Genomic DNA, 18135 nt, shown 5'->3' with positions numbered 1-18135 from the left:
CGCACATGAGGCACGACAAGGTCGGCTCCGTGATGACCACGGAGGTCGTCCGCGCCGAGTACGGAACCCCGTTCAAGGAAGTGGCCAGGCTGCTGGCCGAGCACCGCGTCGGCGGACTGCCCGTGGTCGACGAGGACGAACAGGTCCTCGGAGTCGTCTCCGAGACGGACCTGTTGCTGCGGCAGGCCGCGACGCCCGACCCGTACGAGCCGGCGAAGCACGCCTGGTTCGCCTCCCTGACCGGTCGCGGCCGCACTCGGGCCGCCAAGGCCGAGGCCCGCACCGCCGGCCGGCTCATGACGCATCCGGCCGTCACCGTGCACGCCGAGGACACCATCGTCGAGGCGGCCCGGACCATGACCCGGCACGGCGTGCGGCGACTGCCCGTACTGGACGAGGAGAACCGGCTCGTCGGCATCGTCTCCCGGCGGGACCTGCTCTCCGTCTTCCTGCGCCCCGACGCCGGGATCCGGGCCGCGGTCGTCGACGAGGTGCTCGTGAAGGCGCTGTGGCTGAGCCCGCGGGCCGTGGACGTCTCGGTCACCGAGGGCGTGGTCACCCTCAGCGGACAACTGGAGCGCAGGAGCGAGAAGGAGATCGCCGTCTCCATGACCCGGCAGATCGACGGAGTGGTCGCCGTCGTCGACCACCTGACCCACCGGCTGGACGACTCCCGGCTCCAGCCCGACCAACAGGCCCTGCACGGCGTCGCCGACGACTGGCTGCGCCGGCTGTGAGAGGAGGCGGACCGTCATGACCGAGAAGGTGCTGGTCGCCTACGGGACGACGAACGGATCGACCGCCCGGATCGCCGAGGCCGTGGCCTCGGCCCTGCGCGAGGAGGGCTGCGCCGCCGAGGCACGCCCGGCCGCCGAGGTCGCCCGCGTCACGGAGTACGACGCCGTCGTGGTCGGCGGTGGACTGTACGCCGGACGCTGGCACAAGGACGCCCGGCGCTTCCTGCGCCGGCACCGGGCCGCCCTCGCCGAGCGCCCGCTGTGGCTGTTCAGCAGCGGCCCGCTGGACCCGTCGGCGGGCGAGCGGGACATCCCGCCCGTCGCCGGACTGCGGCGCGCCATGATCCGCCTGGACGCCCGCGGTCATGTGACCTTCGGCGGCTGCCTGGAGGAGGGCGCCAAGGGGCGGATCGCCAAGATGATCCTGCGCAGCGGAAAGGGCGGCGACTTCCGCGACTTCGACCGGATCGAGGCGTGGGCGGCGGGCGTCGCCCGGGACCTGGCCAAGGTCTGAGCACGCCAGGGGCGCCGGACGCGGGTCCGGCGCCCCGCTGCCGGGTCGGCCCGGGTGCGCGGCGCGACCGTTCAGCAGATCCTCGGCAGTTGCTCGCCCAGCGGCATCTCCACGATGCGGAGGGCACCGACCAGGGTCCGCACCGTCACCCGGCCGCCCGGCCCCTTTGCCAGTACGGTGCCGATCCGCACGGCCGACCGTCCCTCGGGCCGCGAGCGCAGCGCCGCCAGCGCGGCATCGGCCGATCCCGCCGCGACGAAGGCGACCAGACAGCCCTCGTTGGCGACGACCAGCGGGTCCAGGCCGAGCAGGTCGCAGGCGGAGGCGACGGCCCGCGGCACGGGCACGGCGGCCTCCTCGATCTCCACCGCGACCGACGAGTCGCGGGCGATCTCGTTGAGGGCCGCCGCGAGCCCGCCCCGAGTCGGGTCGCGCAGCACACGCACCGCCTCCCCGAGCGGTGCCAGGCCGGCCACGAGCTGGTGCAGGGGGCGGGAGTCCGAGGCGATGTCGGTGTCGAAACCCAGGCCGTCGCGGGTGCTGAGCACGGTCGTGCCGTGCAGCCCGACCGGGCCGGACAGCAGCACGGCGTCCCCGGGCCGGGCGAGCGCGGCGGAGGGGCGCAGCAGGGGATGCCGCCGCCCGACGCCGGTGGTGTTGACGAACAGCCGGTCGGCCGCTCCCCGCCCGACGACCTTGGTGTCCCCGGTGACCACCGGCACTCCGGCCGCCTGCGCGGCCTTGCCCAACGACTGCGTGACGGAACGGAGTTCGGCCAGGGGCAGCCCCTCCTCCACGATGAGTGAGACCGACAGCGCCAGCGGCCACGCCCCGCGCATGGCCAGGTCGTTGACCGTGCCGTGCACCGCGAGCGAGCCGATGTCGCCACCCGGGAAGAACAACGGACTCACGACGAAACTGTCGGTGCTGATCACCAGGTCCGGGTGACCGGGCAGCAGCGCCGCGTCCTCCAGGGGCCCGCCCCCAACCCCGAGGGCGGGCAGGACCAACCGGTCGAGCAGCTCCGCGGTCAGGCGTCCCCCGGCGCCGTGGCCGAGCAGGACGACCTCGTCCTCGTGGTACGGGCCGGGACAGCCGAGCGTCATGGCGTGCTCCTCGCGGGGACTCGCCCGGCCGCGTGGAAGGCGGCGCAGGTGCCCTCGGCCGACACCATCGGCGCACCGAGGGGGTGGCGGGGGGTGCAACGGGTGCCGTAGGCGGAGCAGTCGGTGGGCAGCCGGGCGCCGGTGAGGATCGCTCCCGCGATGCACTCGGGGTCCTCCGCGGGGCGGAGCCCGCCCACCTCGAAGCGGCGGGCCGCGTCGAACCGGCGGTAGCGCCCGGCGAGTTCCAGGCCGCTGCCGGGCAGCTCCCCGATCCCGCGCCAGGACCGGTCGGCGACGCGGAAGACCTCGCGGACCGCGTCCTGGGCCTCGGTGTTGCCCGAGCGGCGCACGGCCCGCGCGTACTGGTTCTCCACCGTGTGACGGCCCGACTCCAGCTGTCGTACCGCCATGAGGATGCCCTCCAGCAGGTCCAGCGGCTCGAACCCGGTGACCACGATCGGCACCCGGTGGCGGGCGGCGATCGGTTCGTACTCGCGCCAGCCCATCACCGCGCACACGTGCCCCGCCGCCAGGAACGCCTGCACCTCGCAGTCCGGGTCGTCCAGCAGGGCCTTCATCGCGGGCGGCACCAGGACATGGCTGACCAGCACGGAGAAGTTCGTCAGCCCCAACCGGGCCGCGTGCAGGACCGCCGTCGCGTTCGCCGGAGCGGTGGTCTCGAAGCCGACGGCGAGGAACACCACCTCGCGGTCCGGACGCTCCGCGGCCAGCCGCACGGCGTCCATCGGGGCGTACACCACCCGGATGTCGGCGCCGCGCGCCCGCAGGGACAGCAGGTCGGTGCGGGTGCCCGGCACGCGCAGCATGTCCCCGAAGCTGGTGAGGGTCACCTCGGGGCGGGCGGCGATCGCCAGGGCCCGGTCCAGGGTCTCCAGCGGGGTGACGCACACGGGGCAGCCCGGACCGTGGATCATCCGCATCCCGGCCGGCAGCAGTTCGTCGATGCCCTGCCGGACCAGGGTGTGCGTCTGGCCCCCGCACACCTCCATGATCCGCCAGGGGTGTGCGGCGGCGCGCCGCAGCTCGTCCAGCAGCCGCCGGGCCAGTACGGGATCGCGGTACTCGTCGAGGTACTTCATCGTGGGGCCAGGTCCAGCCGGATGTCCACGACGCCCTCCACCGACCGCACCGCCCTGGCCAGCATGGGCAAGAGCGTCCGGTCGGGCAGGGTGCCGCCGAGGGTGACCACGCCCTCGGTCACCGAGACCGTCAGCGGGGTGGTGAACGGCAGCCGCCCGAGGACGCTGCCGCGGATCTCCTCCGCGATCTCCTCGTCGTCGCGCAGGAAGACCTTCAGCAGGTCGCTCCGGCTGACCACGCCCTGCAACAGACCGACGGAGTCCACCACCGGCAGCCGCTTGACGTGCCGTCGGGCCATGATCCGGGCCGCCTCACCGAGGGTGGCGTCCGCGTGCACGGTCACCGCGGGAGCACTCATCAGCTCGCCCGCGGTCACCGCGCCCGCCTTCGCCCGCTCGACGGGGTCGCCCTCGTCGGAGTCGCGGAACTCCTCCTTGCGCAGCAGGTCCGCCTCGGAGACCACCCCGACCACGCGGCCCTCCCCGGCCAGCACGGGGACCGCGCTGACCTTCCACTGGTCGAGCAGTTCGACGACCTCCTTGAAAGGCGCCTCCCTGCCCACGGCGACGACGGTGTGCGTCATCACGTCGCTCACACGGTGCGGAGATTCAGACATCGCTGCCTCCCGGGTTCGGGCCCTGCGTCCTGACGACCGTCAGGTCGAGGAAATGGGTGGAGCACGAGATGCACGGATCGTGGTTGCGGATCGCCCGCTCGCACAGATGCGTCAACTCGGCGTCGGCCAGGTCGCCTTCGCTGAGCGCTTGCTGGGCCAGCCGGCGCAGGTCGGCCTCGATCGCCCCCTGGTTCTGCGCGGTGGGAGGAACCAGCACGGCGCCGGCCACCGTCCCGTCCGCGGTGAGTTCGTAGCGGTGGTAGAGGACCCCGCGCGGGGCCTCGGTGGCACCGTGCCCGACCCCCGCGACCGGCGGGACCTCGATGTACGGCCGCTCGGGCGGCTCGTAGGCGTCGATGAGTCGCTGTGCCTCCGTGACGGCGTACACCGTCTCCACGGCCCGCACCAGGATGGAGCGGAACGGGTTGCGGCACACGGCACCGGCCCGGGGGTCCCCCAGACCGGCCTCCACGGCCGCCTCCCGCGCGACCGGGGACAGCTGTGCCCCGCCGATCGCGAACCGGGCGAGGGAGCCGGTCAGATGGGTCCGCCCGTCGAGTGCGGAGTGCAACGCGGTGGAGTGAGGTACCTGGGTCTCGGTGACGCGCCGGGTGAAGTCCCGTACGGGGAAGGAGTGCCGGGTGCCGTCGGGGCGCAGCACCGTCGGCGTGCCGCTCTCGATCGCGTAGGTGCCGGGTGCGGCCAGGGCCAGCAGGTCGGCGTCGATACGCGCTTCGGGGAAGTCGAAGCCGGACACCCAGCGCACGGTCTGCCAGGCGTCGTCCAGGGCGACCTTCAACGCCTGGGACAGCGACCGGAGTTCGCCGCGGGACGGGGTTCGGTGGAATCCGCCGAGGCGGACGTTGACCGGGTGCACCGCCCGGCCGCCGAGCAGCTCCATCAGCGCGTTGCCCGCCTTCTTGAGCCGGAGCCCCCGTTCCACCTCGGCCCGGTGCGTCCGGGCCAGCTCGATCGCGCCCGCGCTGCCCAGGAAGTCGGGTGCGTGCAGCAGATGGATGTGGAGGGCCTGGCTCTCGATCCACTCGCCGCAGTACAGCAGCCGCCGCAGATCCCGGATCGCCGCAGGGACGCGCACCCCGCACGCGTCCTCGATCGCCGCGCAGGCGCTCATCTGGTAGGCGACCGGGCAGATCCCGCACACCCGGGCGGTGATGTCCGGCGGCTCGGTGTAGGAGCGTCCGCGCAGCAACGCCTCGAAGAAGCGCGGCGGTTCGTAGATCTCCAGCCGCGCCTCGGTGACCGTGCCGTCGCGCACCCCGAGACGCAGCGCGCCCTCACCCTCGACCCGGGTCAGTGAGCCGACGTGCAGCACCCGCGAGCCGCGATGCGTCACCGCTCCCACTCCCTCTCGAAGGCGGGCGCGTTAAAGGTGCGCAGGAACCGCTCCACGGCGTCGTCGTCCATGCCGTCGCGGCGCAGCAGCGGGATCATCGCCCGCATGTTCACCGACCCGGACGGGCCGAAGCAGCCGTAGCAGCCCCGCCCGTACGCGGGGCACAGGGCGCCGCAGCCCGCGTGGGTGACGGGACCCAGGCACGGGATCCCGCGGGCGACGGTGACACAGACCGTTCCGCGCCGCTTGCACTCGAAGCAGACGCTGTGGTTCGGCACGTCGGGCCTGCGCCCGGCGAGGAACGCGGTGATCACCTCGATGAGCTGCCGCCGGTCGACGGGGCAGCCGCGCAGTTCGAAGTCGACGTCCACATGGTCGGAGACAGGGGTGGAGGTGGCCAGCGTCGCGATGTACTCGGGCCGGGCGTAGACCGCGCGCCGGTACTCGTCGACGTCGGCGTAGTTGCGCAGTGCCTGGATGCCGCCTGCCGTGGCGCACGCCCCGATCGTCACCAGGTGGCGGGAGGCGGCCCGGATCGCGCGGATCCGTTCGGCGTCCTCGGCCGTGGTGACCGAACCCTCGACCAGGGACAGGTCGTAGGGCCCCGGTTCGACCGCGCTGGACGCCTCCAGGAAGTGGACGATCTCCACCTGCTCGGCCAGCGCGAGGAGTTCGTCCTCGCAGTCCAGCAGGGTGAGCTGGCAGCCGTCGCAGGAGGCCAGCTTGAACACGGCGAGCGTGGGTGTCATCACAACTCCCTGACCGACAGGGGGAACGCCGCACGTTCCCAGTCCACGACCGGTCCGTCCCGGCACAGCAGCAGCGGGCCGAGCTGGCAGTGCCCGCAGTGGCCGGTCGCACAGCGCATGTTGCGCTCCAGCGAGACCCTGATCCGGTCCGGCGGCAGGCCGCGCGCGGCCAGTTCGCGGGCGGTGGCCCGGATCATCGGCTCCGGCCCGCACAGGAACGCCGAGGCGTCGCCGGGCACGAACTCCGCCCGGTCCAGCAGATCGGTCACCAGACCTACGTCGCCGCGCCAGGAGTCGTCGGGCCGGTCGACGGTCACCCCGGTGCGGGCGGTCGGCCAGCCCTCGATCTCCGCACGCGCGACGAGATCGGCCGGGGTGCGCGCGCCGACGAGCACGTTGACCCGCCCGTACGCCTCCGGCTCGGCGAGCGCGCGCAGGATCAGGGGCCGCAGCGGCGCCAGCCCGATCCCGCCCGCGATTACCACCAGGTCCCGCCTGCGGGCCCGCTCCAGCTCCCAACCGGTGCCGTAGGGCCCGCGCAGGCCCAGCACGTCGGCCACCCGGGCGTCCCGGATGCCCGCCGAGACGGCACCGACCGCGCGGACCGTGTGCGCGAGACCGCCGGTGGACTGCACGGAGCTCGCGGAGAGCGGGATCTCGCCCCGCCCGAAGCAGTGCACCATCGCGAACTGTCCGGGCGCGAAGTCCGCCAGCGGCGGGCCGGCCGGCTCCAGCCGCAGCGTCACCGTGTCGGTGGTCTCCGGTGTGCGGGCGACCACCCGGTAGGGCACCGGTACGTCCGTCATGGGATGCTTCCCCCGCCGTCCGGGCCGTACAGGTCGAGGAGGCGGGTGCGGGCCGCGCGCAGCCGGTGCGACAGCACCCGGCCCACCCAGTGCTCGACCGCCCGCCCGAACTCGCTGTCGTCCAGGCACATCAGCCGTACCGCGACCGCGTCGAACTCGTAGGCCCGCACCGGTGTCACGGTCCGGGCGCCGAACTGCCACACGTGCGGCTCGTACAGCCAGGACCAGCCGATGAGGTCGCCCGCGCCGAGCGTCTCGACGACCGTCGCCCGGCGGCCGGGCACGTGCAGGTCCAGGGCGAGTCTGCCGTCGCGGACGATCCAGAACCGGTCGGCCCGCCCGCCCTCGTTGAACAGCCGCCTGTCCTGCGGGAAGTGCACCTCGCGCCCCACCCGCAGCAGCCGGTCACGGACCTCGGCGGGCAGGGCGTGGTTGACGTGCAGGGTGATCGAGGGGGCCATCGCTCAGGTCTCCGTTCCGTGGTCGGTGCTCTCCCGGGCCTCCGCGGCGAGCGCGGTGACCTCCTCCGTGATGTCGATGCCGACCGGGCACCAGGTGATGCACCGCCCGCAGCCGACGCAGCCGGACGAGCCGAACTGGTCGTACCAGGTGGAGAGTTTGTGGGTCAGCCACTGCCGGTACCGGCCGCGCGCCGTGGCCCGCACGGGGCCGCCGTGCAGGTTCGAGAAGTCGAGGTCGAAGCAGGAGTCCCAGCGCTGCCAGCGTTCGGTGTGGTCACCGGTGAGGTCGCTGACCTCCTCGGTGGTGGTGCAGAAGCAGGTCGGGCAGACCATGGTGCAGTTGCCGCAGGTCAGGCAGCGCTCGGCGACCTCGTCCCAGCGTTCGGCGTCAGGACTCGCACCGAGCAGCTCCCGGACGTCGACCGGGGGCAGCGCGCGTCCCATCCGGTCGCGGGCGTCGTCGACGGCGGTACGGGCCGCGTGCTCGGACTCCTCGTCCGCCGCCCGGTGCGGCACCCGGGCGAGCAGTTCGGCGCCCGCGTCGGACCCGACACGCACGAGGAAGGAGCCGTCGATCTCGGTGAGCGCCAGGTCGTAGCCGGGGTCGGCGGCGGGCCCCCCGCCGGTGGAGACGCAGAAGCAGGTGGCGCCCGGCTCGGTGCACTCCGCGGCGATCAGGAAGGCACCGGCCCGCCGCTTCCCGTAACCGGTGTCCGCGTAGTGACCGCCGGTCAGCACCCGGTCCTGGATCGCGATGGCGCGCAGATCACAGGGCCGGACACCGAGGAAGGCGTACGACGGGACCTCCGGGTCCTCGGCGGTGTAGGCGACCCCCTCCGAGGCGGTGCGGTCGGCGCTCCACACGCGCTCCCGGGCCGGGTGGAGGAAGTTCTTCCAGGACTGCGGGCCCGCGCTGTGCGCGAAGGCGGCTCCGTCCTCCCGGCGGACCAGCCGGTAGCGTCCGGCGTCCAGCTCGACACCCCAGCCGAAGGGGAGTTCGTCGGCCGAGGCCAGCTCGGCCAGCACGATCGCCCCGTCCTTCACGGTCGGTCCCACGACGGTCTGCCCCTGTGCCCGCAACGCCGCGACCAGGGCGTTCAGACCGGAGCGGTCGAGTACGGCCGGGGCCGCGGTGACGGTCATGGCGGACCTCCTCGCACGGGTGCGCCTCAACCCTCAGCTTCGGGCCGGGCGTGTGTCGGACGGCAGGGGCTGACCGGCCCCGTGTTCGGGCCGACCGTCCTCGGGACGCCGGGGCAGAGGTTCCCCCAGCTCGCCCGCCACGGCGTCGGCCATGGCCCGCAGGACCTCCAGCGTCCGGTGCGCCTCCGCCTCGTCGACCTCCGTGATGGCGAACCCGACGTGCACGATGACGTACGTCCCGACGCCGGCCCTCGGAGTGCAGTCCAGGCAGACCTCGCGGCGGATCCCGTCGAAGTCGACCGTGGCCATCCGCAGCCCCGCGTCGTCGTGAATCTCCAGTATCCGCCCCGGAATGCCCAGGCACATTCGCGCTCACCTCTCTCCGGACAGCCGGGCGGCCGCGACTGCGGCCTGCCCGTAGCTGATGCCGCCGTCCCCGACGGGCACCTGGCCGCCGACGAGGACCCGCAGCCCCTGGGCCCGCAGCCGGCGCCGCACCTCGGTCACCAGCCGCCGGTTGACGAAGCACCCGCCGCCGAGGCAGACCGTCCGGGGCGCGCCCTCGGCCACCGCGCGCTCGACGAGCTCGGCCGTGGCCACGGCCAGGGTCAGGTGGAAGGCCGCCGCGAGGTGTGCCACGGGCTCCCCGGCCAGCCGCCGGTCCAGCAGATCGGCGAGGGTGACGGAGGAGTCGTAGACCCACAGTCCCTGGGACCGCACGAGCCGGTGGGCGAGGGGGACCGCGTGCGTGTCACCCGCCGCCGCCTCCACCAGGACGGCCGCCTCGCCCTCGTAGCTCACCCGGTCGGCGAGGCCGAGCAGCGCGGCCGCCGCGTCGAAGAGCCGACCGGCGCTGGACGCCCTCGGGCAGTTGACGTTCCGGGCCACCATGGCGCGCACGGCGGCCACCTCATCGGGATCGAGGCGGTCGACGAAGGGCCGGGTGAGCCACGGGCAGGGGCGCGACGAACCCAGTGGCTCGGCGCCCAGCAGGTGCCCGAGCGCGGTGCGGGAGGGATGGCGTACCGCCGCGTCCCCTCCGGGCAGAGGCGCCGTCGCGAATCTGCCGACGCGGCGGTAGCCGCACAGATCGGCGACGAGGATCTCGCCGCCCCACAGGGTGCCGTCGTCGCCGAGGCCGAGACCGTCGAAGGCGACGCCGAGGAACGCTCCCCGCACCCCGTGCTCCGCCGCGCACGCGGCCACGTGCGCGTGGTGGTGCTGCACGGGGACCAGGCGCAGCGGCTGTGCCCTCGCCCACTGCGTGGAGAGGTAGCCGGGGTGCAGGTCGTGGGCCACGGCCACCGGCTCGATCCCGCTCAGCCGCTTCAGCCCCTCGTACGACGTCAGGAAGGCCTCGTGGGTCCGTACGTCGGACAGGTCACCGGTGTGCGGTCCGAGCACGGCCCGCCCGGCCCCGGCCAGGGTGAAGCTGTGCTTGAGCTGGGCTCCGGCGCCGGCGACCGGTTCGCGGACGGCGAGCGGCAGGGCGGCGGGGGCGAGGCCGCGGGCCCGGCGGACGGTGATCCGGGCGCGTCCGGCGAACTGGACCACGGAGTCGTCGTACCGCGACCGGATCGGCCGGTCGTGGGTGAGGAAGCCGTCCGCGAGCCCGGCCAGCGACGCGTGTGCCTCGTCGTCGTCCACGGCGATCGGCTCGTCGCCGCGGTTCCCGCTGGTGACCACGAGCGGTCGGGCCAGCGTGTCGAGGAACAGGTGGTGCAGGCCGGTGGTGGGCAGGAACAGACCGAGGCGGCGCAGGCCCGGAGCGACCTCGGAGGTCACGGCGCCGCCGCCGCGTCGTCGGCGGGCGAGCAGCACCACCGGACGCTCGGGGGAGAGCAGCGCCTGCCGCTCGGTGGCGCCCAGCGACGCCAGCCGGGCCGCTGCCGCCAGGTCGGGCACCATCACCGCGAACGGTTTGGCCGGGCGGCGCTTGCGCAGGCGCAGCCGGGCCACGGCCCTCGGATCACCCGCGTCGCACACCAGTTGGTAGCCCCCGAGTCCCTTCAGCGCGACGACACCGCCCTCGTCGACGGTCCGCACCGCGGCGCGCAGCGCGTCCTCCCCGCGCAGCTCCGCCCAGGCGAGCCGGGGCCCGCAGACGGGACAGGCGACGGGCTCGGCGTGGAAGCGCCGGTCGGCGGGGTCGGCGTACTCGTCGGCGCACCGCGCGCAGAGCGGGAAGCGGCGCATGGTGGTCCGGGCGCGGTCGTAGGGCAGATCCTCGATGATCGTGGCGCGCGGGCCGCAGTCGGTGCAGTTGATGAAGGGGTAGCGGAAGCGGCGGTCGCGCGGGTCGCGCAACTCGCTCAGACAGGCCGCGCACAGGGCCGTGTCGGGCGGGATCTCGCGAACGGCCGGCTCCGCCGGGCCGGGGGCGCTGGGGCGGACCTCGAAACCGTCGGAGCCCGCCGGGAACGCGGAGGCGTCCTCGAACAGGACACGGCGGACGCGGGCGAGGGCGGGCGCCTCGGCCCTCAGCCGCTGGGCGAACTCCTCGACGCGGTCCCGCTCCCCGGCGACCTCGCCCTCCACATGGCCGTTGACGTTCGCCACCCAGCCGTCCAGACCGAGCGCGGACGCGGTGCGGTGGACGAAGGGCCGGAAACCGACCCCTTGCACGACTCCGTCGATCCGGAAGCGCCGCGCGTTCACGACCGCTCCCCGGACGTGCCGTCCCAGTACGGCGCGATCTCCTCCTCGACGGCCCGCACCAGCACGTCGACGGCAGCCGCCACGGCCGGCGTCAGCCCGGTGCCGAACGCACTGTCGGCGCCCTCCACGGCGTACACGACGAGGCGTCGTGGAAGCCGGCGGAGCACCCGTGCCAGTTCCACGGCCTCGCCCAGGCCCAGTCCGTGCGAGCTGGTGGCCGAAGGCACCGGCGGCAGCCCCGGGTCGAGGGTGAGTCGGTGCACCCGGCCCGGGGCCGGGGGATGCGCGTGGGCCGCGTCCACGACGACGGCCAGCCGGGCGTCCTCCCACAGCCCGATCAGCCGCGCGGGATCGCCGTCACAGGTGGCCAGTACGGTGTCCGACGGCAGGAGGTGCCGAGCCGAACGCTCCCGCAGCCGGGCGATCACCTCCCAGCCCACGCCGTCGTCGCGTCGGTAGTCGTTCCCGACGCCGATCACGGCGATCCGTGCAGTCCCGCTCATGGTCCTCACCCTGCGCCCGGTCCGCCCCGCCCCACAGGGGCCGAAGGACCCCCGTCCAGGGGCCGAAGCGCCCCTCACGGCACCGTCGGCACCATGGCGACCGGGCCCTCGGCGTGCCGCAGGAGCGCGAGGGCGGTGCCGCCCGAGCGACGTCCCACGACCACGAGTTCCGCGTGGGCGGAGGCGTGGGCGAGCGCCTCGGCCGTGGGGAGCAGGCGCACGTCCTCGACGACCTCGACCTCGGGATACTTCTCGCGCCAGGGCCGCAGCGCGTCGGACAGCAGCCCCACCTCGTGGTCCTCCCAGGCGGCCCGGTCCGCTTCGAGCACCGGCCAGGGCAGACAGGGACGGCTCGCGGGCAGCCGCCAGGTGTGCACCGCGCGCAGCCGGGTGCCGTGGCGCTGCGCCGTCGCGAAGGCCAGGTCGAGCGCGCCGCCCGCGGGGTCACGTGCGTCGACGCCCAGGACGACACCGGCGGGGCGGCGCTGCGGTCCGGGTGAGGCGAGCGTGCCGGGCACCAGGACCACCGGGCCCGCGGAGTCGGTGACCAGGGCTGCCGCCGTTGTGCCGACGGGCGTTCCGGTGTGCGTGCCGGCCCCGCGCAGACCGGTCACGAGGAGTTCGGCCCGGGCGCCGGCCGCGCGCAGTTCGGCCTTCGGCGCCCCGGTCAGCACGCGCCCGTGAACCATGAGATCGGGGTGCCGGCGCACGAGTTCGGCCACGGCGTGATCCACCACGGCCTCCGGCCGGTACGGCCAGCGCTCGACGGCGTGGGGTGCCGCGTGGACGACGCGCAGCGGGATGCCGCGCGAGAGTGCCTCACGCGCCGCCCAGTCCGCGGCGGTACGGCTTCGGGCCGAGCCGTCGACACCGGTGATGATCATTCGTTCCATGGTCCGCTGCCTTCCGGCCGGGGAGCCGGGTTTCCCGGCCGCTCCAGCCTCCGTCCGGGTCCGCCCCTCGGGACAGGGGCCGAACGGACCCGGGCGGGCACCCTGCGGCCCATGCGGTGCCACGGCTCCCGGGGTGAAGCTGGACAGGAGATCGGTCCGACCTCAGGAGGTGTGCGCCATGCTGTTGCCCGTCGTCGCCGGAGTCGACGGTTCCGCCGAAAGCCTCGCCGCTGCCCAGTGGGCGGCACGCGAGGCGATCCGCCGTGAGCGGCCGCTGCGTCTCGTGCACGCCCGAGGCCGGGGGCCCGGCCGGGACGGCGAGCGTGCGGCCGCGCACCGCCATCTCGCCCGGAGGGTCCTGCGTCGGGCGGAGGAGCACGTCAGCCGCACCAACCCGGGGGTCACGGTCGAGGCCGAGCAGGTCGAGGGCCTCGCGAGCGGCGCGCTGGTGCGCGCCTCCGAGGGGGCCGAACTGCTCGTCCTCGGCTCCCGGGGGCTGAGCGGGTTCACCGGGTTCCTGGTCGGTTCCGTCGCCCTCGCGGTGGTGGCACGTGCCGCCCGCCCGGTCGTCCTCGTCCGTGCGGGGGAGGAGGCCGCCGACGAGCACTTCGCGGCACCCGACGGTACGCCCTCGGTCCGCACCGGACACCGGGACGTAGTCCTCGGCCTGGACCTCGGTGACCCCTGCGACGAGGTGATCTCCTTCGGCTTCGAGGCGGCCCGGGTGCGGGGTGCCCGCCTCAGGGTCGTCCACGCCTGGGACCCGCCCTCGCCGTTCGGTCCCGGACCTGGCGAGGTCGGCCTGGCCGACCCTCCGCGCCAGGCGGCCGAGTGGCTCGGCTTCATGACGGCCGTGCTCCAGGTGTGGCGCGACAAGTTCCCGGACGTGGAGGTCGTCGAGAAGGTCGCCGCGGGAAGCGCACGGTCCGTGCTGGTGCGGGCCTCTTCCGGGGCCGGCCTGCTCGTCGTCGGCCGTCGTGCCGGCGCACGCCCCACCGTCCCGCGCTCCGGCCCCGTCACCCACGCGGCCGTCCAGCACGTCGGCTGCCCGGTGGCCGTCGTCCCCCACGAGGGAGAGGCCCACCGACCATGACCGCGCCGATCAAGTTCGTGTACGAGTTCGCCGAGGGCGGCCGGGACATGGCCGGCCTGCTCGGCGGCAAGGGAGCCGGACTCGCCGAGATGACGAGGATCGGCCTGCCCGTCCCGCCCGGCTTCACCGTCACCACGGAGGCCTGCAAGGTCTACCTGGCGACCGGGGAGGAGCCCGACGAGCTGGGTGTGGAGGCGGCCCGCGCCCTGGTGCGGCTGGAGGAGGCCATGGGCCGCGCCCTGGGCGCGCCCGAGGACCCGCTGCTGGTGTCCGTGCGCTCGGGTGCCCGCTTCTCCATGCCCGGCATGATGGAGACGATCCTCGACGTCGGCCTGAACGACGACTCCGTCGGCGGGCTGGCGAAGGCGTCCGGACAGGAACGGTTCGCCTGGGACTCCTACCGCCGGCTCGTCCAGATGTTCGGCCACACCGTGATGGGCGTCGACGGCGACCTCTTCGAGCAGGCCATCGCCGAGCACCGGCAACGGCGGGACGCCGCCACCGACCACGAGCTGGACACCGGTGAACTCGTCCTGCTCACCGAGGAGTTCAAGGCCATCGTGCGCGAGGAGACCGGCGAGGAGTTCCCGCAGGACCCCGCCGACCAGCTGGCCCGCGCCGTCCGTGCCGTCTTCGACTCCTGGAACACCGAGCGGGCCCGCGTCTACCGGCACCGCGAACACATCCCCGAGGACCTCGGCACCGCGGTCAACGTCCAGGCGATGGTCTTCGGCAACCTGGGTTCCGACTCCGGCACCGGGGTCGCCTTCACCCGCGACCCCGCCACCGGCGCACGCGGCGTGTACGGCGACTACCTGCCCGACGCCCAGGGCGAGGACGTCGTCGCCGGGGTCCGGGACGCGCTGCCGCTGAGCGAACTGGAGCGGCTCGACCCCCGCGCGTACGCCGAACTCGGCCTTCATCTGCGCACGCTGGAGGGGCACTACCGGGACCTGTGCGACGTCGAGTTCACCGTGGAGCGCGGGCGTCTGTGGGTCCTGCAGACCCGCGTCGGCAAGCGCACCGCGGAGGCCGCCTTCCGGATCGCCCACGATCTGCGCGCGGAAGGTGTGCTCGACGCCGACGAGGCCCTGCGACGGGTCGACGGAGCCGGACTGACCCGGCTGATGTTCCCCCGCTTCGCCGCCACCGGGGACGACGTGCCCCTCGCCCGGGGCGTGCCCGCCTCGCCCGGCGCGGCCGTCGGCGCCGCCGTCTTCGATTCCGCCGAGGCGGTACGCCGCGCCGGAGCCGGGGAACACGTGGTCCTGGTCCGCCGTGAGACCACCCCGGACGACCTGCCCGGCATGATCGCCGCCGAGGCCGTGCTCACCAGCCGTGGCGGCAAGACCAGCCACGCCGCCGTGGTCGCGCGCGGCATGGGCAAGGTCTGCGTGTGCGGTGCCGAGGCGCTCGCCGTGGATCTCGCCGCCCGCCGCTTCACCGCCCCGGACGGAACCGTCGTCGAGGAGGGCGACACCGTCTCCGTCGACGGCACCGCCGGCACCGTGCACCGGGGCGAACTCCCGCTCACCGCCTCCGACGTGGGCGACGCGCTGGAGTCGGGCACCTCCACCGGCCCCCTCACCGAGGCGGTCCTGGCCGCTCTCGCGCACGCCGACTCGGTACGCCGTCTCGACGTCCGCGCCAACGCCGACACCCCGGAGGACGCCGCCCGCGCGCGGGCACTCGGCGCCCGGGGCATCGGACTGTGCCGGACCGAGCACATGTTCCTCGGCGAGCGCCGGGCCCTGGTGGAGGCGATGATCCTCGCCCGCGACGACCGTGCGCGGGAACGGGCGCTGGCCGCCCTGCTGCCGCTGCAACGGGACGACTTCACCGCGATCCTCGCGGCGATGGACGGCTTCCCGGTGACCATCCGGCTGCTCGACCCGCCCCTGCACGAGTTCCTGCCCGACCGCACCGACCTCGCGGTCCGCCTCGCCGCCGCCGAGGATCCCGACCCGCACGACCGGGACCTGCTCGCGGCCGTCGAGCGGACGGCCGAGCAGAACCCGATGCTGGGCCTGCGCGGGGTCCGGCTGGGGCTGGCCGTGCCCGGCCTGATGGCCATGCAGGTACGGGCCGTCGCCGAAGCCGCGACCGCCCGACTGCGGGCGGGCGGCACGCCCCGGGCGGAGATCATGATCCCGCTGGTCGGCACCGTCGAGGAGCTGCGGCTGGCCCGCGCGGAGACGGAGCGGGTGCTGGCCGAGGTCGCGGCGGAGACCGGGACGGACCTCGACTGCCCGATCGGCACCATGATCGAGCTGCCGCGGGCCGCGCTCACCGCCGGGCGGATCGCCGGGGCCGCCGACTTCTTCTCCTTCGGTACCAACGACCTCACCCAGACCACCTGGGGTCTGTCCCGCGACGACGCCGAGGCGTCCTTCTTCCCGCTGTACCTGGAGAAGGGCGTCTTCGAGGTGTCACCGTTCGAGACGATCGACCAGGAGGGGGTGGGACGGCTGGTGGAGCTGGCCACCGAGGCCGGGCGGGCCGTGCGGCCGGGGCTGGAGACGGGTGTCTGCGGCGAGCACGGCGGTGACCCGGAGTCGATCCACTTCTTCCACCGGACCGGCCTGGACTACGTCTCCTGCTCGCCCTTCCGGGTCCCGGCCGCCCGGCTGGAGGCCGGCCGGGCCGCCCTCGCCGACGCGGAGGACGACGGCGGCGACGGTCGGTGACCCGGCTCGGCCCGGGTTTGGAGCCCCCGGCCCCGGCAACCCGCACGGAGTGACCACGACGACTTCGCAGCAGCAGCTCTTCCGGTACCTGGAGGACCGCTTCGCGTGCGCGCAGGCGTGCACCGAGTGCGCGCGCGCCTGCGCGGTGCGCGCGGCCCAGGCCTCCCCCGACGGCTCGGAGCAGGAGGAACTCCTCCGGCGCAAGGGGATCATGTGCGCCGAGGTGTGCGACGCCACCTGCCGCGTCCTGTCCGACCAGGCCCTCATGGACGAGGACACCATCCGCGTCCAGTTGGAGTGGTGTCGCGCGGTGTGCCTGGAGTGCGCCCAGGTCTTCGACGGCCGGCTGGGCGCGGAGGACGGCGCGAAGGCCTGCCGGGAGGCCGCCCAGGCCTGCACGGACCTCCTGGCCGCCCTGGACTGAGACGACGCCCGGGGGAGCGGGGGACGCCTTCGGCCTTCCCAATTTCTGCAACAGGTTCTACCGTGTGCGCCGTCAGGACCGGCCGAGGGAGACCTGGAGGCGCCGTGCATCTGGACCACACCCCCGAGCAGCAGCGGCTGCGCACCGAACTGCGCGCCTACTTCGCCGAACTGGTGCCGGACACGGCCCGCGCCCGCCACGCCGACCCGGCCGAGCAGAAGCGCTTCTACCGCGAGACGATCCGGCGGCTCGGCGCGGACGGCCGGCTCGGCATGGGCTGGCCGAAGGAGTACGGCGGCCACGGCCTGACCGCGATGGAGCAGTTCATCTTCTTCGACGAGGCCGCCCAGGCGGGCGTCCCGCTGCCGCTGATGGCGCTCAACACGGTCGGCCCGACGATCATGCGGTTCGGCACCGACGAGCAGAAGGCGTACTTCCTGCCACGGATCCTCTCCGGCGAGATCGACTTCGCGATCGGCTACAGCGAGCCCGACGCGGGCACCGACCTCGCCGCCCTGCGCACCCGGGCGGTACGCGACGGCGACGACTACGTCGTCAACGGGCAGAAGATCTGGACGACCAACGGCGACACCGCCGACTGGGTCTGGCTCGCGGTGCGCACCGACCCCGCCGCCCCGGCGCACAAGGGCATCACCATGCTGCTCGTCCCCACCAGCGACCCCGGCTACTCCTGCACCCTGATCAACACCCTCGCCGGACACGACACCACCGCCAGCTACTACGAGAACGTCCGGGTCCCGGTCTCCCGGCGCGTCGGCCCCGAGAACCTGGGCTGGCGGCTGATCACCAACCAGCTCAACCACGAGCGGGTCACCCTCGCCGCCCACGGCACCATGGCCGTCCGCGCCCTGCACGACGTCCAGCGCTGGGCCGGCGAGACCAAGCTCGCCGACGGCCGCCGCGTCATCGACCTGCCCTGGGTCCGCCGCAGGCTCGCCCGGACCCATGTCCGCCTCGACGCCCTGAAACTCCTCAACTGGCAGATGGTGCAGGCCGTCCAGGACGGAACCCTCACCCCGCAGGACGCCTCCGCCGTCAAGGTCTACGGCTCCGAGGCCCGCCGGGACGCCTACGCCTGGCTGATGGAGATCGTCGCCGCGCCCGCAGCGCTCAAGGAGGGCTCCGCCGGCGCCGTCCTCCACGGCGAACTGGAACGCGGCTACCGCTCCGCCGTCATCTTCACCTTCGGCGGCGGCAACAACGAGATCCAGCGGGAGATCATCTCCTGGACAGGGCTGGGGATGCCGCGCGTACGGCGTTAACCTGCCC

18 protein-coding genes are annotated in these 18135 nt (G+C 74.2%); 6 read left to right on the top strand and 12 right to left on the bottom strand.

The features are described from left to right. Positions 1-5 precede the first annotated feature (5 nt). On the top strand, positions 6-737 hold the full coding sequence (locus AB0E07_RS20865; protein WP_362253934.1) for a CBS domain-containing protein: 732 nt from the start codon (positions 6-8) through the stop codon (positions 735-737). A 16-nt stretch (positions 738-753) separates the two neighbouring features. Next, entirely contained in the window at positions 754-1251 is a 498-nt protein-coding gene (locus AB0E07_RS20860) for a flavodoxin domain-containing protein (RefSeq protein ID WP_362253932.1), read from the top strand. 71 nt (positions 1252-1322) lie between these two features. Here AB0E07_RS20860 and hypE read toward each other — a convergent pair whose 3' ends face one another. From hypE to AB0E07_RS20800, 12 genes are all read right to left on the bottom strand, one after another. Beyond that, entirely contained in the window at positions 1323-2357 is a 1035-nt protein-coding gene (gene hypE, locus AB0E07_RS20855; protein ID WP_362253929.1) for a hydrogenase expression/formation protein HypE, read from the bottom strand. Next, positions 2354-3457, bottom strand: a complete 1104-nt coding sequence (gene hypD / locus AB0E07_RS20850; protein WP_362253927.1) for a hydrogenase formation protein HypD — start codon at positions 3455-3457, stop codon at positions 2354-2356. The genes hypE and hypD overlap by 4 nt, the downstream gene beginning before the upstream one ends. Further along, entirely contained in the window at positions 3454-4074 is a 621-nt protein-coding gene (locus AB0E07_RS20845; RefSeq protein ID WP_362253924.1) for a CBS domain-containing protein, read from the bottom strand. The genes hypD and AB0E07_RS20845 overlap by 4 nt, the downstream gene beginning before the upstream one ends. After that, entirely contained in the window at positions 4067-5428 is a 1362-nt protein-coding gene (locus AB0E07_RS20840) for a nickel-dependent hydrogenase large subunit (protein WP_362253921.1), read from the bottom strand. The genes AB0E07_RS20845 and AB0E07_RS20840 overlap by 8 nt, the downstream gene beginning before the upstream one ends. Then, positions 5425-6177: an oxidoreductase gene (locus AB0E07_RS20835; protein ID WP_362253918.1), complete on the bottom strand. Its 753-nt coding sequence runs from the start codon at positions 6175-6177 to the stop codon at positions 5425-5427. Before AB0E07_RS20835 ends, AB0E07_RS20840 begins: the two co-directional genes overlap by 4 nt. Beyond that, the gene (locus AB0E07_RS20830) at positions 6177-6983 is read right to left on the bottom strand and encodes an FAD/NAD(P)-binding protein (protein WP_362253916.1); all 807 of its coding nucleotides are present in this window, start codon (positions 6981-6983) and stop codon (positions 6177-6179) included. Before AB0E07_RS20830 ends, AB0E07_RS20835 begins: the two co-directional genes overlap by 1 nt. After that, positions 6980-7444, bottom strand: coding sequence for a cyclic nucleotide-binding domain-containing protein (locus tag AB0E07_RS20825; protein ID WP_362253913.1), 465 nt, complete (start codon positions 7442-7444; stop codon positions 6980-6982). The genes AB0E07_RS20830 and AB0E07_RS20825 overlap by 4 nt, the downstream gene beginning before the upstream one ends. Before the next feature lie 3 nt (positions 7445-7447). Next, positions 7448-8587, bottom strand: a complete 1140-nt coding sequence (locus tag AB0E07_RS20820; RefSeq protein ID WP_362253910.1) for a 4Fe-4S dicluster domain-containing protein — start codon at positions 8585-8587, stop codon at positions 7448-7450. Between the two features lie 33 nt (positions 8588-8620). Beyond that, positions 8621-8953: a HypC/HybG/HupF family hydrogenase formation chaperone gene (locus AB0E07_RS20815; RefSeq protein WP_362253907.1), complete on the bottom strand. Its 333-nt coding sequence runs from the start codon at positions 8951-8953 to the stop codon at positions 8621-8623. Between the two features lie 6 nt (positions 8954-8959). Further along, positions 8960-11245 carry a carbamoyltransferase HypF gene (hypF, locus tag AB0E07_RS20810; RefSeq protein WP_362253904.1) on the bottom strand — a complete coding sequence of 762 codons (2286 nt, stop codon included), beginning with the start codon at positions 11243-11245 and terminating at the stop codon, positions 8960-8962. Beyond that, positions 11242-11748, bottom strand: coding sequence for a hydrogenase maturation protease (locus AB0E07_RS20805; RefSeq protein ID WP_362253902.1), 507 nt, complete (start codon positions 11746-11748; stop codon positions 11242-11244). The genes hypF and AB0E07_RS20805 overlap by 4 nt, the downstream gene beginning before the upstream one ends. Positions 11749-11822: 74 nt before the next feature. After that, on the bottom strand, positions 11823-12641 hold the full coding sequence (locus tag AB0E07_RS20800; RefSeq protein ID WP_362253900.1) for a universal stress protein: 819 nt from the start codon (positions 12639-12641) through the stop codon (positions 11823-11825). 178 nt (positions 12642-12819) lie between these two features. On the opposite strand from AB0E07_RS20800, the gene AB0E07_RS20795 reads away from it, so the two are divergent. From AB0E07_RS20795 to AB0E07_RS20780, 4 genes are all read left to right on the top strand, one after another. After that, entirely contained in the window at positions 12820-13734 is a 915-nt protein-coding gene (locus tag AB0E07_RS20795) for a universal stress protein (protein ID WP_362253897.1), read from the top strand. Then, positions 13731-16421, top strand: a complete 2691-nt coding sequence (gene ppdK / locus AB0E07_RS20790; protein WP_362253894.1) for a pyruvate, phosphate dikinase — start codon at positions 13731-13733, stop codon at positions 16419-16421. The genes AB0E07_RS20795 and ppdK overlap by 4 nt, the downstream gene beginning before the upstream one ends. A gap of 49 nt (positions 16422-16470) precedes the next feature. Further along, positions 16471-16845, top strand: a complete 375-nt coding sequence (locus AB0E07_RS20785) for a ferredoxin (protein WP_362253891.1) — start codon at positions 16471-16473, stop codon at positions 16843-16845. 104 nt (positions 16846-16949) lie between these two features. Further along, complete coding sequence (locus tag AB0E07_RS20780) at positions 16950-18128, top strand: acyl-CoA dehydrogenase family protein (protein ID WP_362253887.1); 1179 nt, start codon at positions 16950-16952, stop codon at positions 18126-18128. The last annotated feature ends 7 nt before the right edge of the window (positions 18129-18135 follow it).

Source organism: Streptomyces sp. NPDC048002, from assembly GCF_040653275.1.
GTDB lineage: Bacteria > Actinomycetota > Actinomycetes > Streptomycetales > Streptomycetaceae > Streptomyces.
The sequence above is the reverse complement of the archived record's forward strand: the minus strand, read 5'-3'. Positions and strand labels throughout refer to the sequence as shown.